Below are 23,762 nucleotides of genomic sequence, written 5' to 3'. Positions count from 1 at the left end.
ACTGCCATTAGAATAGCAGAAGAAGGATTTTCTGTCCTTTTATGTGATAAAAATGTAACGAAAGGCGAGGGGCTCTTGAACGTATTCAAGCAGACGGGGAAACTGCTCTTTTCAAGGAAAACGGATGAAGACAATGTGCATAAGTGTTTGCAATATGTTTTGAAACAATGGGGAGCTATCGATTTTTTGTTTAATAATGCAGGTGTCAGTGGACAAGAAAGCTCCACCAAATGTCAGCCGAAGAATGGGACCAGGTTATTAATAAAATATGTGATTCCTTTCATGCTGGACCAGGGGAAAGAAACGATGATAAACACGTCAAGCGGGCTAGGTTTAAAGGGAAAAAACGAACGGGCCCATATAACGCAGCTAAAGGAGGGCTTGTCACTCTTACCAAAAATGCAGCATTAGAATATGGCCGTTACGGCATCCGAGTGAATGCCAACGCCCCTGGGGTCATGGATACGCCAATTGTCGATGCTTGGAGAAAAGATGAGAAAAAAGATTATTTCATCTGCGAATGCGACTGGAAGAATTGGGGAGCTAGAGGAGGAGGTGGCAGAAGCTGTCTTATTTTTAGCTTGTGAAGAAGCATCCTTTATTACTTGTGAAACGTTAATAGTCGATGGCGGAGGATTAACTTTCTACTAGGATTTCGAAAGGAGCGGCAGAAATGAAAAATATATGGAAAAAGCATTATCCAGACCATATCCAATCAGAAATTACGGTTCCGGAAATGACATTATCGGAGATGCTTGAGCAAACAATTGAAAGCTATCCAAATAACTCTGCCTTATATTTTTACGGAAAAACCATCAGCTATAAAGAATTAGGGATGCAAACAGAAGCTTTTGCAGCTTCTCTTCAAGCAAACGGAATAAAAAAAGGCGACCGGGTTGCCATCATGCTGCCAAACTGTCCTCCATACGCCATAAGCTATTATGGAACATTACAAGCTGGTGCTATCGTCACGCAAGTGAATCCGATGCTCGTAGAAAGAGAGCTCAAACACATACTGACTGACTCCGGGGCACAAACAATTGTGATTTACGCTCCTCTAGTGCCTGTTTTAGAGAATATTAAACAAAACACTTCTATTAAACAAGTAATAGCTGTTGATTTCAACGGAGAATACGCATCGAAATATGGTGAAATAGAATTCTCGGCGTTTTTAAAACACGCAGAAAAACCGCCAGCCCCTGTCTCGATAAATCCGCAGGAAGATATTGCTGTTTTGCAATATACCGGTGGGACAACAGGTCGTTCTAAAGGTGCCATGCTTACACATCGTAATATGATAGCCAATATTGTTCAAATTGATGAATACTTTAAAGATGAAATGAAAAAGGGTGCGGAACGATATTTAACCGTTATTCCCCTATTTCATGTATTCGGTATGACTTCTTGTATGAACATGTGTGTCTATACGGGCTCGATGAACATTTTGCTGCCCCGTTTTGAATTAGATGAAGTATTAGAGACGATCAAAGAACTTCAGCCAACTGTGTTTCCGGGAGTTCCTACGATGTACGTTGCATTGACAAACCATCCGGATGCAGATAGATACGGTCTGGACTCTATTCGTGTTTGCAATAGCGGAAGCGCGCCTATGCCTGGTGAATTGATGCGCAGTTTTGAAAGCAGAACGGGAGCTCGAATATTAGAAGGTTACGGCCTGTCAGAAACATCTCCTACCACTCATTGCAACCCTGCGTTTGCTGATAGAAAAGTGGGCAGTGTTGGCATCGGTGTGCCATCAACAGATTACAAAATTGTCGATACAGCGACAGGATCAAAAGAAATGCCGCCTGGAGAAAGCGGTGAAGTAGTTATTAAAGGACCGCAAGTCATGAAAGGGTATTGGAATATGCCGGAAGAAACCGCTTCTACGTTGAGAGATGGCTGGCTGTACACTGGCGATATTGGAAAAATGGATGAAGACGGCTATCTCTATATTATCGACAGGAAAAAAGATATGATCATCGCGAGCGGATTTAATATTTATCCACGTGATGTTGAGGAAGTCATCTATCAGCATCAAGCTGTTCGAGAAGCAGTTGTCATCGGTGTGCCTGATGCATACCGAGGAGAAACTGTCAAAGCTGTGGTCGTGTGTAAAGAAGGGCAGCATACGACAGAAGAAGACATCATTGCTTATTGCAGAAAATATATGGCTTCTTATAAAGTTCCAAGTGAAGTTGAATTTCGCAAAGAACTGCCGAAAACCAATGTAGGTAAAATTTTAAGACGAGCTATTAGGGAGGAGTCTGCTAAAAGAGCATAAAACCCACAGCATAGGACCGCCCCCAAGAAGACGGCCGCTGTGATATACTATGCAACTGTAGGTTTAGCAGCAAGGGGGCTATTACGATGAAAGAAGACATTATTAAGACAAGTATTCAATTATTTGAACAACAAGGGTTCAGTGAAACGTCAATCCAAGATATCGTCCAGACACTCGGTGTGACGAAAGGGACTTTTTATTACTATTTTAACAGTAAAGAACAGGTTTTGATGACAATACACAGTTTATATATTGATAACGTGCTAGAGCAGCAGAAGACAATTTTAAAAAATAAACACCTTCGCCACGTAGAAAAGCTGCACCAGCTTATTGATATGCTTATCACTAACATTTCTCCTAGAGGCCAAAGTGCTAGAGTATTCTTCCGCGAATTCCGTCATTTAAGCGAATCCCATTTAAATGAAGTAAGGCCAAAGCGGGATGAAATTCGAAACGCGATTGAAAAAGTGATCATTGATGGAATGCAAGCTGGTGTATTTCGACAAAACTTAAAACCCGATATTATAACTCTAGGAATTCTAGGAGCTTGTAATTGGACGTACCAGTGGTTCAATCCTGAAGGAAAAACATCTGACAAAGAAGTAGCATCTATATATGTTGATATGATTCTTAACGGAATCAGCACAGAACAAAACAAAAATTAAAAACTGTTTGTGAAAGTAACGTACTGACTAGTTAGCATAAAGGAGGATATATATGAAAGCAGAAAACGTGAATAAAGTAACAGTGCTTGGCGCTGGATCGATGGGCCATCAAATTGCGATGCTATGTGCGCTCGGCGGGTTTTCTACTTATTTGCAAGATATTAATGAAGATGCTTTACAAAAAGCAAGAGAACAGCTTGAAGGACATATGAGCAGGTGGGTAAAAAAGGAAAAAATATCTGAAGAAAAGAAAGAAGAAGCTTTTTCCAGACTCTATATGACAACTAGTTTAGAAGAAGCGGCAGCTGAAACGGACTTTGTCATTGAAGCTGTCGTAGAAAAACTTGAAGTGAAAAGAGAAGTATTTGAAAAACTTGATCAATTCGCACCTTCCCATGCCATTTTAGCAACCAACAGCTCTACTATTGTTAACTCTAAAATTGCAGACGTTACAAGCCGTCCGGATAAAGTGTGCAACATGCACTTTTTCTTTCCACCGCTTGTAATGGACTGCGTAGAAGTGGTAAAAAGTGAAGCTACTTCTGAAAAAACAGCTCAAACGGCAATGGACGTTTGCGAACGCATTGGAAGAACAGGTGTACTATTACAAAAAGAGATATATGGTTTTATCGCAAATCGAATTTTGTTTGCGCTTACAAAAGAAGCTCTTTCCTTGTATGAAGAAGGATATGCTGACTTTGAAGATATTGATGTGATTTGTGAAAAAGCCTTAAATCACCCTTTGGGGCCATTTGGTTTAATGGATCTTTCTGGAATCGATGTAGGCTATTACGCCAATATGCAGCTATATAAGGAAACAGGAAATCCTGCCGATAAACCTGCTAAATCCGTAGAAAAAAAAGTAAAAGCTGGCGAATTAGGAAGGAAAACCGGAAAAGGCTGGTATAACTATGACGAAAAAGGAGCGAAAGTATAATGGCTGAATTAGTAAAACTACAGAAAGAAGACGGTATTGCAGTTGTTACAATAGATAATCCGCCTTTAAACGTGTTGAGTAAACAAGTGACATCTGATTTAAAAGAAATCACTGAGAACATTCGTCAAGACGACGAGATTGTCTGCGTCATTTTAACTGGAGCTGGTGATAAAGCATTTATGGCTGGCGCAGATATAAAAGAATTTCCAGAGCTGATGGGAAATCCCGATATGAAAAACTATGTTATGAATTCTCATCACATGCTGCAAGAATTAGAAGATCTACCTAAACCAACCATAGCTCTATTAAACGGTATGACTTTCGGTGGTGGATGTGAGTTAGCTTTAACGTGTGATATGAGAATTGCAGAGGGCCATGCACAATTAGGTCTTCCTGAAGTAAAACTCGGATTGTTTCCCGGCGGGGGAGGCACCCAGCGTTTACCAAGATTGGTAGGAACTGCAAAAGCAAAAGAGTTAATGTTTAGCGGTGAACCTATTAACGCAGAGGAAGCGGAAAAAATCGGTCTCGTCAATAAAGTGGTACCAAGCGGAAAAGGAATGGAAATGGCAAGACAAGCAGCGTCCCATTTGGCAGATCAGTCGTTGCAAGCTCTTTCCCGGATCAAAAAAGCTGTAAACGAAGGAATAGAAATGAACCTGCCTGATGGATTGGAAAAAGAAGCAGATCTGTTTGTGGACATTTTTCAAACCGAAGATGTCAAAGAAGGAGTAAATGCATTTATCGAAAAAAGAAAACCCAATTTTAAGCACCGATAAGCGTTATCTTCTGTTAGTAAAGAGAGCGCGTCATGCTAGGAACAGCTTGACGAATGGATTATTTACTGCGAATCAGAAAGGCGGTGCATGTAACAGGTGGCACACGAATGGAAGGTAAAGGTAAGAGCATGTGAAACAGACGGTCTCGGTCATGTCAGCAACATAAGTTATTTTATTTATTTAGAAGAAGCAAGGATAGAATTATTTCGTGAGCTTGACACGATGATGGAAATGGATAAATGGCCATTTATATTGGCGTCGACAAGTTGTGATTTTGTTCAGCAAGCTTACTTTGATGAACGTCTTACCATTTCTACAACAGTTTCCCGTATAGGGAACAAAAGTTTTGAAATAGATCATGAAATTTCAAGCAGCCGTGGAGTTATAGCGAGAGGAAAAGCGGCTGTTGTACATTTTAACTTTGAAACACAAAAAAGCGAATCGATTCCTCCTGAGATTCGACAAAAGCTGTCCGCTTTTGAGTCAAGCGAGGTGATCAAGGAGAGAAACGTGTGAGTGCCAATTAATATTAGGACACTATTCCTGTCCAGAAAGGGGAATAGATTAATTTCAGGCGATTAAAAACGATTTGCGTTAACTGTCATCTATTATGGTTACAAGTGCAACAATGTAATGTTAAATCCGGAAAATCTGCAAGAAATGAGAGGATTATTTGATTGGGAAATGACTACAGGGATCTTCTGTCCGATCTTGGAACAGCACTTTCTTATTGGATATAAAAAGAAGACCCTGACCTTTAAAACCAAGGGTTAGGCAAACCGCCGAGCACGGTGAAAGATGGATATTACAGTAGACAGGAATTTACGGAATATCATTTCATCAGGCCTTTGCTTACTTTAAAGCAGCAGTTATTGTTCAGCAATCTATTATCGATGATGCGAGATTTGCCCAGTTTGATAATAGAGTCTCCGCTTTAATGAAACACGCCAAACATGTTGCCAAATATGGATATTGAGGGAAGCCTATGAGTAAAAAATTACATGTGATTATGAAAAAGGAAGATATTATTGCGGATCGTTTAAAAGGAAAACAAGCGGTAGTATTCGATGTACTTCTTGCTACGACAGTGATTACTTCTTTTTTTGCAGGAGGAGCGGCAGCACTTTATCCCGTTCTTGATGCTAAAGAAGGATTAACTGTAAATGAAAAAGAAAAACCGAAACGCCCCCTGCTTGTTGGAGAGAAGAAAGGCTTGCCATTGGAAGGATTTCAGCCTCCTAGTCCATCGGTATTGAAAAAGGAAGCAGCAAATAAGCATATAATTTTATCCACCACGAATGGAACCGTAGCTTTAAGAAAAGCTGAAGCCGCAGATAGGACGTATGCTTCATCACTACTAAACAATTTTTCTGCAGCCAAAGAGCTTTTGAAAAAACAAAACCAAGATATAATAATTATTTGTGCAGGATCTGATGGTCAATTCTGTCTTGAGGATTATTATGGCGCAGGTCATTTAATTAGTCATTTAACTCGCTTAGATAAATCCCTAGAATTAAGCGATGCAGCAATTGGTGCTTGGAAATTATATGAAGGAAACCAAGATGCAGTTAGTATATTACAAGATACAGCAGTTGGCAAAATGCTGAAACGATTTGGATACGAAAAAGATATTATTTATGCGGCAAATCAAGATATCTATCCTGTATTGCCAATGATGCAGCCAAACGGGTGGATGACAAATAAGGGAGGCGTATTAAGTGGGTAAGACAACCGCAAATCCGCGCGGAGGATCTTATTTGGTTATGCAAACCAGTGAACAGGAAGCATTTTTTCCAGAAGATATAACCGAAGAGCATAGCATGATTCAAAAGACGGCAAGACAATTTGCTATTCAGGAAGTAGAAGTGGTTTTAGACGAAATAGAATCCCAAAATTTTGAGACGGTTGTTCGTTTAATGAAAAAAGCAGGAGATCTTGGGCTTTTAGCACACAGTATTCCTGAAACTTATGGCGGCCTTGGACTTGATAAAATCAGCAAAGGAATAGTTGGTGAACAGCTAGGCGGTACGGGAAGCTATGGTGTGGCTCATTCTAACCATACCTGTATTGCAACGCTTCCCATAACGTATTACGGAACAAAACAGCAAAAGGAAAAATACTTGCCAAAGCTTGCTAGTGGAGAATATATCGGAGCTTATTGTTTAACAGAACCAGAAGCAGGGTCAGATGCCATGTCCAGCAAAACGAATGCAGTATTAAATGAGGAAAAAACTCATTATCACCTAAACGGGACTAAAATTTATATTACGAATGCATCGTTTTCTGATACTTTCATTGTTTACGCAAAAGTGGACGGTAAACATTTCAGTGCCTTTATAGTAGAGAAAGATTTCCCAGGACTATCTTTAGGACCCGAAGAAAAGAAAATGGGTATTAAAGGTTCGTCTACAAGATCGGTAATACTAGAAGATTGCGAGGTACCTGCTGACAACTTACTAGGAGAAATCGGAAAAGGCCATGTGATTGCATTTACCGTATTAAACCTTGGCCGCTTTAATTTAGGGGGAGCGTGTACGGGTGCAGCCAAGCAAGCGTTAAAATTAACACTAGACCATGTTCAGGAAAGAAAACAATTTCGTACGAAACTGGCAGACTTTGGGGCCACGAAAGAAAAAATAGCTAAAATAGCAGCGCGCATCTACGCGGCTGAATCCCTTCAATACCGGACTTCTTACATGCTAGAAACGTCTTTACATGGAATCGATAAGGAAAATGACATGGATTTAGTAAGTAGTGCTATGTCTGAATTTGCATTAGAGTGTGCGGTTTGTAAAGTCTATGGTTCTGAAACTTTGGACTATGCGGTAGATGAGGGAGTTCAGCTGCACGGTGGTACAGGTTTTATACAAGAATATCGAATTGAGCAGATGTATAGGGACTCAAGAATTAATCGAATTTTTGAAGGTACAAATGAAATTAATCGTTTATTGTTAACAGGACAATTTTTGAAAAAATCATTAAAAGGGGAACTGCCATTTGAAGAAGGAGTCCGTGAAGCGTATAGCCGTTTAAAAAATAATGGGCAATCTCAAGAAAAACCTCTCGATTTTGTTCAAGATCTCCGTTCTATCTATTTAGTGCTGACAGATAAAGCGAATCAACAATTTGGTAAAGGATTGCAGACCGAACAAGAAATCCTCATGACTTTATCAGATTTTGCTATACATTTGTATGCTGCTGAATCCGCTGTCCTGCGTACGCATAAAAAAGAAGCCGCATCGGATTCTCTTTCGCATCTCTTAATGGAAACAATGCTTGAGGAGACACTTGATCAAACTCTCATTCTCCTTAGAAAACTTGAAGGGGCATTGCTTCACGCTGATCGGGAATTAGCCCGGCTTCTCCTCGATGTATTATGGAAGAAACACTTTTCTCCGTCGGTGGAAAGAAATCGAACCATCGCTGAAAGGTTATATGAAAAAGGATCTTATACTTTTTAGAGGAGGTAAAAATGAATGAACGATCATTTACTTACTAATAAAGAAAACGGAGTGCTTTATTTGACACTGAATCGTCCTGATCGTTTAAATGCATTTAGTCCAGAAATGATGAGCGAATTAGAAGAGGAATTGATAAAGGCAAAGGAAAACAATGATGTAAAAGTGGTCGTGTTAAGCGGCGCAGGACGCTCATTCAGCGCTGGCGGTGACGTGAAGACAATGGGGAACACAACGCCCCAGCAAATATATGATCATATCGGACGTTTAAACGATGTCATTCGATGTATTAAATCATTAGAAAAACCAGTTATTGCTGCGGTCCATGGATTTGCTGCCGGGGCTGCTTTCAATCTTGCTATGGCATGTGACATCGTTTTAGCTGCAGCATCCAGCAAATTTGCATTAAGTTTTACCCAGGTTGGGTTAATGTCTGATGGGGGCGGGTCTTACTTTCTTCCTAAATTGATCGGCATTCATCGCGCAAAAGAATGCATGTTCAATGGAGAGCCTATTAAGGCTGAAACGGCAAAAGAATGGGGAATCGTGAATCAGTTATTTGATGAAACAGAGATGGAAGCTTCAGTGAAGACGTATGCTCTAAAAACAGCGACCGGCCCTGTGCGCGCATTTGGCATGATGAAAAAAGCAATGGACCACTCATTAAACGCTAGTCTTGATGAAATTTTAGAAGAAGAAAGAATTTCCCAAACATTGCTTGCATCAAGTGAAGATCATCAAGAAGGGGTCAATGCCTTTAAAGAAAAGAGAAAGCCGGTTTTTTCAGGCTTATAAGTGAAGGGTTGATAGTATGAAAGCAATACAATTTACAGAGTATGGCGGACCAGAAGTGCTAGAGCTTGTTGAACTTGAAAATCCGGATCCAGGTGAAAACCAAGTAGTAATAAAAATTAATGCTATTGGCGTTAATTATGCGGATACAGCGCGAAGAGAGGGACAATATGTAACCGATGTTCCTCTTCCACATGTGCCGGGCTCAGAAGTAGCAGGCGTCATTCAAAAGACGGGACCTGGTGTGACTCGATTCAAAGAAGGCGACAGGGTTGTCACATTACTGGGAGGTAAACATGCCACCGGTTATGCACAATACACCATAGCTGATGAAAGAGGGTTAATTCCTATTCCTGAAGGAGTAGATGATAATCACGCAGCTGCTATTCCGCTGCAAGGTTTAAGTGCCTACCACGTGATTAAAACGATGGGACGAATGGAACAAGGAGAATCTATACTTGTTCATGCCGCAGCCGGTGGTGTTGGTCTCTTTGCTGTTCAGCTTGCAAAAATTTTTGGGGCAGGCAAAATTATTGCTACCGCAAGCACCAACGAAAAGCGTGACCTTGCGCTAGAAGCTGGGGCTGATGTGACGGTTGATTACACAAAAGACGGCTGGGAAAAAGAAATTCTTCAAGCAGCGGATAACAAAGGGGTGGACGTAGCACTCGAAATGGTCGGAGGAGACATTTTTCATCAAACCATTGATTGCTTAGCTGCTTTTGGCCGGTTGGTTTATTTTGGTACAGCAAGCAGGAAACAGCCGCGTTTTAATCCAGCGCGATTAATGGCGGAAAACAAAAGTGTCATCGGATTTTTTCTTCCGCAGATTATGAAAAAGCCGCAGCTCTTTCAGCAAAGTCTTCAGGAGATATTACAATATATTCAAGACGGTAAAATCAAACTAGAAATTGGCGGTGTATTTCCATTAGAAGAGGCAGTAGATGTCCACCGCAAACTTCAAGGCCGGCAGACAAAAGGGAAGCTTATTCTCACTCCCTAACAATGAACATGCCCTATTAAATATCTGTTTATGGAAGGTAAGGTAAACTGCTAATATAATATTATATTATTTCATATTATTTTAGTATTCGAAAGAAGGCCGGCAGCAGATACTAGACCGGAAGTTAGGGTTAATGTCGTTTATGGAAGGCATCTTCAGCACACAGAAGACCCTGGTTCTTCTGGAATATTGGACGTTTAACAGTACTCCTTATAAAGCTGCCAGCTAATTTTTAATAGAGAAATAAAAGAACTACAGCAGACAAGGTCTTTTTAAAAGGTAAGAAATGATAAAGATTTGGCGTTTTTGATGTCTAGCGCAAGCGCCTACTCGCTCGAGATTCCTTCGGTCCGTCAATGGAAAGCAAAGATCAGCTTTCCATATGCCGACCCTCCAGGACTTGTCGCTCGTGAGCAAGGCGCTTGCGTTTTTCTTATAATAGTTCATAAAAACAGCAAATGCAGGCGACGCCCCTAAAAGTAAAAGATGTTTAGACAATTGGACAATGTCCTTCTAAAGAAAAAGGAGGTAACCTTATGTCTTTATCGTCTGAGCAAAATCAGACCGAGGTTGAAAACAAGACAGCGTTCTACCCTTTTGGTCCAAAACCCTTGCATGCCTATTTACAAAAAAATGCCCAGCAGCATCCTGCAAAAACAGCTTATATTTATTACGGATATGAATTAAGCTGGGAAGAATTATGGCAGGAGGTGCAGAAAACGGCTCGTTTTTTTCAAAAGCAAAACATGAAAAAAGGCGACCGTATTGGGTTGTTTATGCAAAACTGTCCACAGTATATCATTTCACATTATGCAGTGCAGTATATTGGTGCGATTGTATGTCCGTTAAACCCGATGTATAAAGAAAATGAATTAGAATATTTAATCGAAGAAGCGGGAATAAGAGCAATTTGCTGTTCAGAAGAACTCCTTCCTGTCGTGCGGTCTCTTTCTTCCTATTTAGATTGGACGCTTGTTGCTCATTATGCGGATTATTTACCAGAACAGACGGAGTTTTCGCTTCCCGAAGAACTCAAGGCAATAAAATGTAAAAAAAGAGGCAGAGAAACAACGTGGTCGGACATGGAAAAAAACGACTTATTGTCTGTTAAGCCGGCAGAAATCGATTTTAATGAAGATATTGCTTTAATGGCATTTACTTCTGGCACGACAGGGAGACCTAAAGCTGCCATGCTGACGTTCAAAAACGCTCTTTTTAAAACTGCCGCTTTTGTACAAGCAAACGAAATCCAAAAAGAAGAAAGCTGGCTTGCTGTAATGCCGCTTTGTCATATTGCTGGCATGACCATGGGAGTGAATATTCCCGTCTTTAATAGTTCGCCATGTGTATTGTTTTCCCGTTTTCACCCGAAAGATGTTTTGAAAGCGCTTCAAAAATATAAAGTGACGGTCTGGTACAGCATTGCATCAATGAATGAAGCTATTTTGTCTTTAACAGACAATACTACTCCAAAATTAACTTCTTTACGTATCAACATGTGTACGAGTTTTGGCATGCCGGTTACGGAAGAACTGGCTTATCGTTGGAAAAAACTGGCGCCAAATAGTACCTTATTCGAAGCTGCTTACGGACTCAGTGAAACGCATACCGTAGATACGTACATGCCAAAAGAAAAAGTGAAATTTGGATCTGTTGGCAAACCAATTATAGATACAGATATTGTGATTAGAGGATTTGAATCGAAAGAGCCATTACCACCAGGCGTACACGGCGAAATATCGGTGAAAAATCCAGGGGTTTTCAAAGGTTACTGGAATCGTCTTCAAGCAACAGCAGCAACGTTGAAAGACGGCTGGGTCTATACAGGAGATGTTGGTTATGTCGATGAAGACGGATACTTGTTCGTTGAAGGACGAATAAAAGAAATGATTAAATGTTCCGGAAACAGTGTATTTCCAGAAGAGGTAGAAACGTTATTAAAACAGCATCCAGCTGTCTCTCAGTCGGCTGTAATCGGTATCCCAGATGACACAAAGGGAGAATCAGTGAAAGCATTTATCGTTCTTAAGCCTGGAAAAGAAGAAAGGCTTAATGAAAAAGATATCAAACGCTGGGCTAAAGAAAATATGGCTGCTTATAAAGTTCCAGTCGAAATTGAATTTCGCTCATTTTTACCAACTACCAGTACAGGAAAAATTCTTCGCAGGGCGCTGCAGAACGAAAAAGCTTAATAAAGAAGGGAGCATGTGACATGGAAGTCTTTAAAGAATTCTGGCCAAAAAGGCTGCCTCATACTCTTACCATTCCAAACATTGGGATACACGATAATTTACGAATAACCGTTGAAAAATATCCGGATAAACCAGCTCTTCATTATTATGGGACAACGTATACGTACCAGGAATTATATGATCAAGTTTTAGAAGCTGCTGCATTTTTGCAAAAACAACTCGATGTCATAAAAGGAGAACGTATTTTACTGTATATGCAAAATTCGCCTTCTTTTATTATTAGCTACTATGCCATTTTAATGGCAGGCGCAGTAGTGGTACCGGTCAATCCAATGAACAAAACCGAAGAAATCTCCTTTTATCGAAAAGACTGTGAAGCACGCTATGTCATGGCCGGGCAGGAATTGCTCTCCAATGTTCTCCCTCTTTTAACAGAAAATGAGCTGAAATGTACTATCGTGGCCTCTTATGGTGACTTTATTAAGTCAAATGATTCAGGGTTTTCCCTGCCAAAAGAAGTGCAGCTGACTTCTTCTCATCTCAAGAAAGAAAATCGAATTATCAGCTGGGATACACTAAAACAAGCGAACCTGACGTATGAAACGGTGCCAATTGATATAGATGAGCTGGCATGTCTTCCATATACGTCTGGTACAACGGGCAATCCAAAAGGGTGTATGCATACCCATCGCACCATTCAAGCCAATGTTATCGGTACGGCTGCTTGGATGAGCATGACTTCTGATGCCGTACATTTAACGTCTTTGCCGCTCTTTCATGTAACCGGTATGCAGCATAGTATGAATGCTCCTATTTACACAGGTTCAAGCATGGTGCTGATGACGCGCTGGGATAGGAACACAGCTGTAGATTTATTAGGATATTATCAATGTACAAATTGGATAAACATCAGCACAATGGTTGTTGATTTTCTTTCAAAGCCAGATATTGAAGAAAAAGATTTACATTCTCTTAAGATTGTAGGCGGCGGGGGAGCTCCGCTTCCAAAAGCAATAGGGGAAAAACTAGAAAGATTAACTGGAATTACGTATTGCGAAGGGTATGGATTAAGCGAGACAATATCGCAGACTCATTTTAATCCTCCTGATCGGCCAAAACTGCAATGTTTAGGTATTCCTTCCTTTGATGTGTCAGTAAAGATTATTGATCAGGAAACAGAAGAAGAAGTCCCTGCTGGAGCTGAAGGAGAAATTGCGGTTAACGGTCCGCAAGTATTTGATGGATATTGGAAAAGGCCAGATGAAAATCAGAAAGTCTTTTTTGAAGCGGATGGCAAACGATTTTTCCGGACAGGAGATATTGGCTATCAAGATGAGGATGGCTATTTTTTCATGGTGGATCGAAAAAAGCGAATGATCAACGTTTCCGGGTACAAAGTGTGGCCGGCTGAAGTGGAAGCAAAACTTTACAGCCATCCCGTGATTGAACAAGCTTGCATTGTCGGTGCCCCGCATCCGCGAAGCGGGGAAACAGTAAAAGCTTATCTTGTTCCAAAAGAGAATGTTTCAAATGAAGAACAGCTAAAAGAAGAAATTATAGCGTGGACCAAAGAAAAAATGGCAGCCTATAAAAGTCCCACCATTATCGAGTTTATTAACGAACTTCCGAAAACGGCAAGTGGAAAAATTCTTTGGCGTCATTTGCAAGATAAAGAGTTTCAAAAATAAGGGGGCTAATTATGGCAAAAATAGAAACAGTAATAGGTCCGGTGGATGCCAACGAGCTCGGAAAAACGTTAATTCATGAACATTTTTTCTTTGGTTATCCTGGTTTTCAAGGGGATATGACATTAGGAACGTATAATTTTACGGAAAAAGTAAAACAAGGTACAGCTGCTGCTGAAATCATGCAAAAACATGGTGTCCAAACGGTAGTTGACCCAACTCCAAATGAATGCGGAAGAGATGTCAAGCTGCTAAAAGCTGTTGCAGAGGAAACAGGGCTGAATATTATTTGTGCAACCGGATATTATTATGAAGGCGAAGGAGCGACACCCTATTTTAAGTTCCACCAGTCGCTCGGTTATGCAGAACAAGAAATATATGAATTGTTCATGGAAGAAATTAATAATGGCATTGAAGGCACAGGAATAAAGCCTGGTATTATCAAGCTAGCCTCAAGCAGAGGAGAAATAACAGATTACGAAAAAATGTTTTTTAAAGCAGCTGCTAAAGTTCAGAAAGAAACAGGCATTGTACTTCTGACTCACACCCAGGAAGGAACGATGGGGTTTGAACAGGCCGAACTTCTTATAGAAAAAGGGGCAGATCCTGCTCGTATTGTCATTGGGCATATGTGCGGTACAACCAATATACAGAACCATCTTAACACATTAGAGCAAGGTGTTTTTATCGCATTAGACCGTTTTGGACTGCAAGGTGCTGTCGGTACTCCCCAAGATGAGGAAAGAATGGCTGTATTACTTGAACTTCTTGGAGCTGGGTACGAAAACAAACTATTTTTGTCTCATGACACCGTCAATGTGTGGTGGGGGCGTCCGCCGGTCCTGTCAGAAGAACTGCAGCAGCAGCTCAAACATTGGCGTCCGGATCATTTATTTGAAAACATTGCTCCTGCTCTAAAAAAAAGAGGAGTTTCTGAAAAAACTTTAGATACTATATTCGAAAAAAATGCAGCAGTTCTTTTTAATTAACGCCTTTTCCCTTTTTGCTCTTGTATATAAAACCAGGACTGCAATTTGCAGTCCTGGTTTCGAACACGATGTTTTCTGTTTACCTTAACAGGATATAAGCTGGCAGTTCTTACCAATCATCATTTTGTTTGGGGTCCCGGTAGGGTTTAAATCCGCTCTCCCATCTTTCTTTTGTTCGTTTGTCAATACGTTCATTGCAATCATCACACATATAGGTATGAATAGGCCGATTGCGCAGTTTTTTCGCAAGCGGATTTTTATCATTAAGGTCGTTAATACTATCACACAATACGCATTTCACTTTCATTTTTTCACACTCCAATATTACGTGAAAGAAACTCCTAAGCATGCTTCATTATAACATGGGCACGTGCAGAAAATATATAACACACTGATAACTTGCCTTAAAAGAAAATTCCCGCATAAAAAAAGGAATTAACCGGCTGTCTGTCGTAATATGATAAGTAAAATGGAGTTTTCTTCATTTTCGTCTTCACTGAATGAACCTGGATAAGACAGGAGGTCTAGACATGGCAAATAGGGTAGATACTTCACTATCTGAAGAATTACTCACATTATTGCGTCAAGAAACATTTGTATCGATTGCAACCGTAGATTATGAATCAGGTGCCCCAAATGTTAACGCGATATCCTGGGTTTATGCCCCCGATGAGTCCACTATTCGTTTTTCGGTAGACAATCGTTCGAGAATCGTAGAAAATTTAAAAAACAATAGTGGATTAGTTATTTCATTTATTGCCGATGGTACGACGTATGCCATTTCAGGCGAGGGCACTATTCTAAAAGAAAAAATGGATGATGTACCTATCAAATTAGCATTGGTGGAATGTACCGTTCAAGAAGTACGGGATGTTATGTTTTATGGAGCTAAAATGATTTCTAAACCAAATTATGAAAAAACGTATGATGCAGAAGCAGCTGTTAAATTAGATAATCAAGTAATGGAAGAAATGAAAAGGGCTTAGTCCGGCTTTATACCAGGTTAGGTCCTTTTTGTTATTTCAATGAGTTTAAAGTAAAAGGTAAAAGAATAAAATAATATAAAGATTTCTTTCATCTATCTCCTTTTTGCCGTCAACTTTGTCCAAGTTGAAGCATAAGAAAGAATAAGTACAATTTTTTTCGCATCCTCCGAAGTAACTCTTTTAGAGTCCCCCGATAAAAGGGAAAAGAGGTTTATTATCCAGTGGGGAGGAAATATATTGAAAAAGGTATATGTGATAGATACAAACGTGTTTTTGCAGGATCCCCGTGCCATATTTCAATTTGAAGATAATGAGGTGGTTATACCAGCGGTTGTATTAGAAGAAATTGATTCCAAAAAAAGATATATGGATGAAATTGGAAGGAATGCAAGACAATTCTCGAGAATGCTGGACCGGCTCCGTAATCAAGGAAAGCTTCATGAAGGTATTCCTTTAGAAAATGGAGGCACGGTAAGAGTAGAACTAAATCACCGTTCTCTTCAATATCTCAAAGAAACATTTATTGAGGTAACGAATGATAATCGAATTTTAGCTGTGGCGATGAATTTACAATCAGAGCTGCAAGCTTCTGACCCAGCAAAAAAAGTTATTATTGTAAGTAAAGATGCTTTAGTACGAGTGAAAGCCGATGCGCTTGGAATGGTTGCCGAAGATTTTCTCAGCGATCGTGTCACCGAGTATGACAATATTTATAAAGGCAAGCTCTATCAGGAAGTATCAAAAGATGTTCTCAATCAATTTTACGAAAACCAAGAATTGCCTGTCAGTATGTTAGAAAAAGAAAGACTGTATCCCCACCAATTTATCGTTTTAAAAGATGCCTTGGGCACTCCTGCTTCTGCTGTGGCAAAAGTGGATGAAACAGGAAAGTTGGTCAAGCCTTTTGCCAAAGAGCCTGAACATGTGTGGGGGATTAAACCGCGAAATGTAGAACAGAAAATGGCGCTTGAACTTTTATTAAGAGAAGATATACCGCTTGTAACTTTGACTGGGAAAGCTGGTACAGGTAAAACGCTGCTCTCTCTTGCTGCGGGTTTACTGCAGACAGAAGATATGGGCAGATACAATAAACTGCTTGTTGCAAGACCGGTTGTTCCGATGGGAAAAGATATTGGTTTTTTGCCTGGAGAAAAAGAAGAAAAACTTCGGCCGTGGATGCAGCCGGTATTTGATAATCTTGAATATTTGTTTAATACGAAAAAACCTGGAGAGCTCGATCAAATATTAGCGGGGATGGGTTCTATCCAGGTCGAAGCATTAACGTATATACGCGGAAGAAGCATTCCTGATCAATTTATCATCATCGATGAAGCACAAAATTTAACGAAGCATGAAGTGAAAACCATTTTAACGAGAGTTGGAGAAGGCAGTAAAATTGTGTTTATGGGAGACCCCGCTCAGATTGATCATCCTTATCTCGATGAATTAAATAACGGTCTTGCGTATGTAGTGGAAATGTTTAAAGATCAAGCAATCAGTGGTCATGTTAAGCTTGAAAAAGGGGAAAGATCAGGATTAGCGCAGCTTGCAGCAGATCTTTTATAATCTTTTAAAAGACGAGATAAGTGTGGACCTAAAAGCCCTTAAGTGGAAAAGCCTGTTGTGACATAAATATCACAGCAGGCTTTTGTTTGTTTGAAACAGACATCGTGATGGCTGGTTTCAATTTCGGGTGAATAGGAATGTGTCGAAAGTCCTAAATGAGGTTTCGTTGATATTCCACTGCTAGGCGAAAAGTTTCAAAAAAGGTTATCACTTTAGAAAAACGTCTTGTGAGGATAACCTTTTTATTTTCTATGCAGACCATGATTTCCATTAAACAATCTTAAATCCATTTACATGCGTGATGGGGTTTTCTTTATTACTGCCGTCGCCAAAGTATACGTGAACCGGTCCTGTTTCTTTTAATGGTTTACCATCTTCGGAAAAACCAATCACAAATTGAGATGCCTCTTCAAGTGAGACGATATGGTCGGTCTCATTACCGCCGTTTGTCTCTACTACTACTTTTGCTGCATCAGAAGCAGGTTCAGCATTTTTTAAAAAGGAAGCAAAAGGGATACCAAACGTACCATTGATCAGTTCTTCCTTTTTTGTTCGAATGCGATTGGTTTGGTTGCGTTTTGGCAGCTGTGCTCCTTCGGTTATTTCTTTATCCCACTGTTTAGAGATGTCTTTTTTATACTGTTCCATTTCATCACTTTTCCTGTTTTCTTCCCCCGTCCATGTGTTCAGGTCGATTTTGCGGTCATCAAATATCCACACAGTCGGGTCAATCGTTATTGTATGTTTAACGTTTCCATTAATCATAACGATAAAGTCCATGTCTTCTCTCCTCCTAAATAAAAAACTTAGCTTGTCGCCTTGTAAAGGGAACCGCCAGGCAGCGAAGGCATTCATATGTTATCTGAATGCCGCTGATTGCTTATACGGTTTACCAATAAAACGTATTCTTTTCAAACCATGTAAAAACACATCATTGTTAATCCTAACATAATTTTAAGAGAGTATGAGAACAAGCAAACTCGTTTACAATATACAAGCAATATACTATTTCCTTACGACTCAAAAGGAGGGGACCCATGAGCCGTCTTTTTATTGAAAAAAATGAATTAGAATCATTGCTGCAAACGATACAACCTTATGCAAAAACAGGCAGCATGCCGACATACATACCAGAATTAAATCAAATGAACCCAGATCTTTTTGGATGTGCGGTTTATAAAGATGAGCATATCGTTGCTGCTGGTCACGCCGACTATTTATTTACCCTTCAAAGTGTTTCGAAAATAATTAGTTTAGCTCTCGCGCTAATGGACCACGGAGAAAAAAAGGTTTTTTCGAAAGTAGGAATGGAGCCGACTGGCGATCCGTTTCACACCATTGAAGCACTAGAAGAAGAAAAACCATCGAAACCACTTAATCCAATGATTAACGCAGGAGCTATAGCCGTAACTAGCTTGATAGCGGGAAATTCAGGAGACGAAAAAATTGGCAGGCTGTTAACATTTATTCATGAATTGACAGATAACCCCTCTATTTCCGTGTGCGAAAAAACAGCAGCATCGGAGCGGGAAAATGCTGATTTAAATAGAGCATTAAGTTATTTCATGAAAAGTCATGATGTGATTGATGGTGATATGGAGTCTCTTCTTGACGTATATATTAAACAATGCTCGATTCAGTTAACTTGCAAAGATCTGGCTCGTATAGGGAGTGTTATTGGTAAGAAAGGCAGGGATCCAAATAGCGGCAGAAATATAATACCTCCGCGGATAGCCAGAATTGTTAAAACGTTTATGGTCACGTGCGGTATGTATAATGCATCCGGAGAATTTGCAATTAAAGCAGGTATACCAGCGAAAAGCGGCGTATCTGGAGCACTCGTTGCTGCTCTTCCGGATGGCACAGGAATGGGAATCATCAGTCCTCCGCTAGATAAAAAAGGCAACAGCGCAGCCGGGTTGAAGCTGTTAGAAACGTTAGCAGAAAAATATAGCTTGAGCATATTTTCGTAAAAATTTTCTCGAACAATAAGAGTTATCTTGCATTTTTTTCACATAACGGATAAGATAGGGACAGGGAGTTAACGAGTAGGAGGGATCACCTTGAGCGTGAAGGCGATGACCGAACATAGCGAGAAAGCATACGCTCTGCTTAAAGCCGACGCAGAAAAGATCCGGAAATTAATCGAAGTACAAATGGATAATCTCACTATGCCCCAGTGTCCTCTTTATGAAGAGGTTTTGGATACGCAAATGTTTGGCCTTTCCCGTGAAATTGACTTTGCCATTCGTTTAAATTTAATTGATGAGGAAACTGGAAAGTATATCCTCTCTGAACTTGAACGGAAACTGGCAGCATTTCATGAAGCCACCGTTGGTAAATAGAAAAAAGCCAGGCTATTCTAAAGAGTAGCTTGGTTTTTTTATTTTCAAGAAATAATTTTTTCGATGGTGAATAACGATCTTGAAAATATTTAATCTGCATCTAGCTTCATCCTTCTTTTTTGAAGAACTAAACGTGATAATACATTAAGGGTGCATGAGAAACGAATAGGAAACCGGCGGAATTATAATTAAACTCCTATTAATGTTAAATAATAAGCAGGCAGATAGAAATAGCAAAAGCTTCGATAGAATGACCTGTGCGTTGATATTTTTAAAAAAAGTTTGAAAAAGGCATGAAAATGCATGTAACCATAATATTTTACGCCTATTTTTACAAACTAACTTTTTGACAGATTCTCAAGACGTGTTATGATAATTTATATTTAGAATTGTCAGTCAACGAAAATAAAAACACAAAATTTAATTGAATGAATTATTGACTGAGTGGAGAGCAATTATACCAAGGAGGAATTGTATGAATGGCATAGGCAACATAAAAAAAGTACTAGTAGCTAACCGCGGAGAAATAGCAATCAGGATTTTCCGGGCTTGTACAGAATTGCATATTCGTACTGTTGCGGTTTATTCCAAAGAAGACTCCAGTGCATTTCACCGCTACAAAGCAGATGAAGCATATTTAATCGGTGAAGGAAAAAAGCCGATCGATGCATATCTGGATATTGAAAGCATTATTGAAACAGCGAAAAGCAATGACGTGGATGCAATCCATCCAGGTTACGGCTTTTTATCAGAAAACCTTCATTTCGCAGAACGTTGTATAGAGGAAGGAATCATTTTCATTGGACCAGGTACCGAACACCTTCATATGTTCGGGGATAAAGTAAGAGCCAGAGAAACGGCTATAAAAGCTGAACTGCCTGTCATTCCGGGAAGTGACGGACCAGTATCAGGATTGGAAGAAGTAAAGAAATTTGCTGATGAAAATGGTTTTCCGTTTATTATTAAAGCGGCTCTTGGCGGCGGCGGCCGCGGGATGCGTATTGTTCGCAGTCCCGAAGCATTAGAGGAAGCATATGACCGCGCTCGCTCTGAGGCGAAATCTTCATTTGGCAGCGATGAAGTCTACGTTGAAAAATTCATTGAAAATCCAAAACATATTGAAGTACAGATTCTTGGGGATAAAGAAGGCAACATCGTTCACTTATATGACAGAGACTGTTCTGTGCAGCGCCGTCACCAGAAGGTAGTTGAAATCGCTCCAAGTGTGTCTTTAAGCCAGGAACTTCGAGAAAACATTTGTAACGCAGCATTAAAGCTGGCGGAGAACATTAATTACGTAAACGCTGGAACCGTTGAATTCCTCGTCAACCCAGACGGCGAATTTTACTTTATCGAGGTAAATCCACGTGTGCAGGTAGAGCATACAATTACAGAAATGGTAACCGGGGTGGATATTGTCCAAACACAGTTGTATATCGCAGCTGGAAAATCCCTTCACGGTGCTGAAATTGGGATTCCAAGCCAGGATAAGATCACTACAAATGGTTATGCGATTCAGTCCCGTGTAACAACGGAAGATCCAGCCAATAATTTCTTCCCGGATACAGGAAAAATCATGGCTTATCGTTCCAGCGGCGGCTTTGGTGTACGCCTTGATGCGGGTAACGGTTTTCAAGGTGCCGTGATTACACCGCACTACGACTCGCTGCTTGTAAAAGTATCAACATGGTCGCTTACTTTTGAAGGTGCTGCAGCTAAAATGCTCCGTAACCTTCGCGAATTCCGAATCCGCGGTATTAAAACAAACATAGCATTTTTAGAAAATGTCGTTCAGCATGAACAGTTTTTAACCGGTGAATACAATACATCTTTCATCGATTCTACTCCAGAACTGTTCGTATTTCCGAAACGAAAAGACCGCGGAACGAAAATGCTGACCTTTATTGGTGAAACGATTATTAACGGTTATCCAGGTCTTGAACAAGAGAAAAAACCAATATTTGAAAAGCCTGAGATTCCTAAAATTAAACATAGTGAGCCTTTTCCTAATGGCACAAAGCAAATACTAGACGAAAAAGGTCCGGAAGGATTAGCTGAATGGGTGAAAAATCAAAAAGAAGTATTGCTTACGGATACCACTTTCCGTGATGCCCATCAATCCTTGCTTGCCACTCGTTTTCGGACCCACGATTTAAAGAAAATAGCAGAGCCGACATCTAGATTGCTCCCTAATCTTTTCTCTTCTGAAATGTGGGGAGGAGCTACGTTTGATGTGTCTATGAGATTTTTACATGAAGATCCGTGGGAGCGTCTCATAGAACTTAGAGAAAAAATGCCTAATATGCTTTTCCAAATGCTCCTTCGTGCTTCTAACGCGGTAGGATATAAAAACTACCCTGATAATGTCATCAAAGAATTCGTTGAAAAATCAGCTGCTGCAGGTATAGACGTTTTCCGGATCTTTGATTCTCTTAACTGGGTAGAAGGCATGAAGCTTGCTATCAATGAAGTACGTGAACAAGACAAAATTGCAGAAGCTTCCATGTGTTATACGGGTGATATTCTTGATCCGAAACGGGATAAATATGACTTGAATTACTATAAAAATCTTGCCAAACAATTGCAAGACTCCGGTGCTCATATTTTAGGAATCAAAGATATGGCAGGCTTATTGAAGCCGGAAGCTGCGTATCAGTTGATTTCTGAGTTGAAGGAAACCATTGATATTCCGATTCATCTGCATACCCATGATACAAGCGGTAACGGTATTCTCTCGTATGCACGGGCCGTTGAAGCAGGTGTAGATATTGTAGATGTGGCGGCAAGTTCTATGGCAGGGCTTACTTCTCAGCCAAGTGCCAACAGCCTTTACTATGCATTAAAGGGAACAGATCGTCAGCCGGACATTGATATAAAAGCTCTTGAGCAGCTTAGTGAATATTGGGATTATACCCGTAAATATTATCAAGGATTTGAAAGCGGAATGAATGCGCCGCACACAGAAGTATATGAACATGAAATGCCGGGCGGGCAATACAGTAATTTACAACAGCAAGCAAAAGCAGTTGGCTTAAAGGGCCGCTGGAATGAAGTAAAGAAAATGTACCGTCGCGTAAACGACATGTTTGGTGATGTAGTAAAAGTAACACCATCCTCCAAAGTAGTCGGAGATATGGCATTATACATGGTTCAAAATGATCTAACCGAAGATGACATTTATGAAAAAGGTGAAAACCTTGATTTTCCAGATTCAGTCGTTGAATTTTTCCAAGGCTTTCTTGGCCAGCCATATCAAGGTTTCCCGAAAGAATTACAGCAAATTATATTAAAAGGAAGAGAAGCAATAACACACCGTCCAGGAGAAAGATTAGAGCCGGTGAACTTCCAAGAGGTAAAAGAAGATTTGTATCATAAACTGGATCGTCAAGTAACGAGCCATGATATGATCTCCTATGCTCTTTATCCGAAAGTGTTTATGGATTTTGAACGTTTCCGCCAACAGTTTGGAGATGTCTCAGTACTTGACACACCAACATTCTTTTACGGTTTGCGTTTAGGTGAAGAAATTGAAGTAGAAATTGAACAAGGAAAAACATTAATTGTGAAACTTATTTCCATTTCTAAACCGCAGGACAACGGAAATCGAATTGTTTATTTCGAGCTGAATGGACAGCCGCGTGAAGTGGTAATTAAAGACCAAAATGTAAAAACAGCAGACACGGATCGTCCGAAAGTCGATAAAACGAATCCAAACCAAATTGGTGCATCTATGCCAGGAACCGTTGTCAAAAAGCTCGTTGAAAAAGGAGAAAAAGTGAAAAAAGGCGATCATCTTATGATCACAGAGGCTATGAAAATGGAGACGACTGTACAAGCTCCATTTGATGGAGAAGTGAAAAACGTTCATGTTTCCGATGGTGATACGATTGAATCCGGCGATCTATTAATTGAACTTGAAAATTAATTAGATTACAGCAGGCTGTCCCTCCTAGTGAGAGGACAGCCTTTTTGTGACTTCCGCCATAGTGACTCGGCGGCAACCGAGTTTTCAGTTTTTCTACATATCAAAAGAAGGAAAATTCATAATGGTTTAGAATGGTATGGGTGGGTCTAAAAAGAC

20 protein-coding genes and 1 pseudogene are annotated in these 23,762 nt (G+C 40.1%); 19 read left to right on the top strand and 2 right to left on the bottom strand.

Annotated elements, in window-relative coordinates; all coding sequences use genetic code 11:
* Positions 1–6: 6 nt before the first annotated feature.
* The 14 genes and pseudogenes from FZF09_RS23305 (at position 7) to FZF09_RS05105 (ending at position 14,784) form a co-directional block, all read left to right on the top strand.
* Positions 7–587: pseudogene (locus tag FZF09_RS23305) on the top strand (SDR family NAD(P)-dependent oxidoreductase).
* A gap of 86 nt (positions 588–673) precedes the next feature.
* Positions 674–2,284 (top strand): long-chain-fatty-acid--CoA ligase, encoded by a 1,611-nt coding sequence (locus tag FZF09_RS05165; protein WP_158735516.1) that lies wholly within the window; start codon positions 674–676, stop codon positions 2,282–2,284.
* Positions 2,285–2,370: 86 nt separating this feature from the next.
* Positions 2,371–2,949 carry a TetR/AcrR family transcriptional regulator gene (locus tag FZF09_RS05160; protein ID WP_158735515.1) on the top strand — a complete coding sequence of 193 codons (579 nt, stop codon included), beginning with the start codon at positions 2,371–2,373 and terminating at the stop codon, positions 2,947–2,949.
* A 52-nt stretch (positions 2,950–3,001) separates the two neighbouring features.
* Positions 3,002–3,886 (top strand): 3-hydroxyacyl-CoA dehydrogenase family protein, encoded by an 885-nt coding sequence (locus FZF09_RS05155; protein ID WP_158735514.1) that lies wholly within the window; start codon positions 3,002–3,004, stop codon positions 3,884–3,886.
* Complete coding sequence (locus FZF09_RS05150) at positions 3,886–4,665, top strand: enoyl-CoA hydratase/isomerase family protein (protein WP_199256751.1); 780 nt, start codon at positions 3,886–3,888, stop codon at positions 4,663–4,665. The genes FZF09_RS05155 and FZF09_RS05150 overlap by 1 nt, the downstream gene beginning before the upstream one ends.
* Before the next feature lie 96 nt (positions 4,666–4,761).
* Positions 4,762–5,181: an acyl-CoA thioesterase gene (locus FZF09_RS05145; RefSeq protein ID WP_158735513.1), complete on the top strand. Its 420-nt coding sequence runs from the start codon at positions 4,762–4,764 to the stop codon at positions 5,179–5,181.
* A gap of 469 nt (positions 5,182–5,650) precedes the next feature.
* Positions 5,651–6,391, top strand: a complete 741-nt coding sequence (locus FZF09_RS05140) for a 2-phosphosulfolactate phosphatase (RefSeq protein WP_158735512.1) — start codon at positions 5,651–5,653, stop codon at positions 6,389–6,391.
* Positions 6,392–6,428: 37 nt separating this feature from the next.
* A complete protein-coding gene (locus FZF09_RS05135) occupies positions 6,429–8,126 on the top strand; it encodes an acyl-CoA dehydrogenase family protein (RefSeq protein ID WP_158735688.1) in 1,698 nt (565 codons plus the stop codon).
* Between the two features lie 15 nt (positions 8,127–8,141).
* On the top strand, positions 8,142–8,918 hold the full coding sequence (locus FZF09_RS05130; RefSeq protein WP_158735511.1) for an enoyl-CoA hydratase/isomerase family protein: 777 nt from the start codon (positions 8,142–8,144) through the stop codon (positions 8,916–8,918).
* Positions 8,919–8,934: 16 nt separating this feature from the next.
* Positions 8,935–9,918, top strand: coding sequence for a quinone oxidoreductase family protein (locus FZF09_RS05125; protein WP_158735510.1), 984 nt, complete (start codon positions 8,935–8,937; stop codon positions 9,916–9,918).
* 309 nt (positions 9,919–10,227) lie between these two features.
* Positions 10,228–10,395 (top strand): hypothetical protein, encoded by a 168-nt coding sequence (locus FZF09_RS05120; protein ID WP_158735509.1) that lies wholly within the window; start codon positions 10,228–10,230, stop codon positions 10,393–10,395.
* 59 nt (positions 10,396–10,454) lie between these two features.
* Complete coding sequence (locus FZF09_RS05115) at positions 10,455–12,110, top strand: class I adenylate-forming enzyme family protein (RefSeq protein ID WP_158735508.1); 1,656 nt, start codon at positions 10,455–10,457, stop codon at positions 12,108–12,110.
* A gap of 20 nt (positions 12,111–12,130) precedes the next feature.
* On the top strand, positions 12,131–13,798 hold the full coding sequence (locus FZF09_RS05110; protein WP_158735507.1) for a long-chain-fatty-acid--CoA ligase: 1,668 nt from the start codon (positions 12,131–12,133) through the stop codon (positions 13,796–13,798).
* Between the two features lie 11 nt (positions 13,799–13,809).
* Positions 13,810–14,784, top strand: coding sequence for a phosphotriesterase family protein (locus FZF09_RS05105; protein ID WP_158735506.1), 975 nt, complete (start codon positions 13,810–13,812; stop codon positions 14,782–14,784).
* A 109-nt stretch (positions 14,785–14,893) separates the two neighbouring features.
* On the opposite strand, the gene FZF09_RS05100 is transcribed toward FZF09_RS05105, so the two are convergent.
* Complete coding sequence (locus FZF09_RS05100; protein WP_158735505.1) at positions 14,894–15,091, bottom strand: YlaI family protein; 198 nt, start codon at positions 15,089–15,091, stop codon at positions 14,894–14,896.
* A 223-nt stretch (positions 15,092–15,314) separates the two neighbouring features.
* Here FZF09_RS05100 and FZF09_RS05095 point away from each other — a divergent pair, with 223 nt between their 5' ends.
* Both FZF09_RS05095 and FZF09_RS05090 read left to right on the top strand, forming a co-directional pair.
* On the top strand, positions 15,315–15,770 hold the full coding sequence (locus tag FZF09_RS05095) for a pyridoxamine 5'-phosphate oxidase family protein (protein WP_158735504.1): 456 nt from the start codon (positions 15,315–15,317) through the stop codon (positions 15,768–15,770).
* A 237-nt stretch (positions 15,771–16,007) separates the two neighbouring features.
* The gene (locus tag FZF09_RS05090; RefSeq protein WP_158735503.1) at positions 16,008–17,336 is read left to right on the top strand and encodes a PhoH family protein; all 1,329 of its coding nucleotides are present in this window, start codon (positions 16,008–16,010) and stop codon (positions 17,334–17,336) included.
* Between the two features lie 270 nt (positions 17,337–17,606).
* Here FZF09_RS05090 and FZF09_RS05085 read toward each other — a convergent pair whose 3' ends face one another.
* Positions 17,607–18,116 (bottom strand): RNA-binding protein, encoded by a 510-nt coding sequence (locus FZF09_RS05085; protein WP_158735502.1) that lies wholly within the window; start codon positions 18,114–18,116, stop codon positions 17,607–17,609.
* A 257-nt stretch (positions 18,117–18,373) separates the two neighbouring features.
* Between FZF09_RS05085 and glsA the strand changes: the two genes are divergently transcribed.
* The 3 genes from glsA to pyc all read left to right on the top strand — a co-directional run bounded on the left by glsA (position 18,374) and on the right by pyc (position 23,606).
* Positions 18,374–19,309: a glutaminase A gene (gene glsA, locus FZF09_RS05080; protein WP_158735501.1), complete on the top strand. Its 936-nt coding sequence runs from the start codon at positions 18,374–18,376 to the stop codon at positions 19,307–19,309.
* Between the two features lie 105 nt (positions 19,310–19,414).
* Complete coding sequence (locus FZF09_RS05075) at positions 19,415–19,681, top strand: Fpa/YlaN family protein (protein ID WP_091583199.1); 267 nt, start codon at positions 19,415–19,417, stop codon at positions 19,679–19,681.
* Between the two features lie 475 nt (positions 19,682–20,156).
* On the top strand, positions 20,157–23,606 hold the full coding sequence (pyc, locus tag FZF09_RS05070; RefSeq protein WP_158735500.1) for a pyruvate carboxylase: 3,450 nt from the start codon (positions 20,157–20,159) through the stop codon (positions 23,604–23,606).
* The last annotated feature ends 156 nt before the right edge of the window (positions 23,607–23,762 follow it).

The sequence above is a fragment of the Alteribacillus sp. YIM 98480 genome, assembly GCF_009765375.1.
Classification (GTDB): domain Bacteria; phylum Bacillota; class Bacilli; order Bacillales; family Marinococcaceae; genus Alteribacillus.
This window is presented reverse-complemented; position numbering and strand designations above follow the sequence as displayed.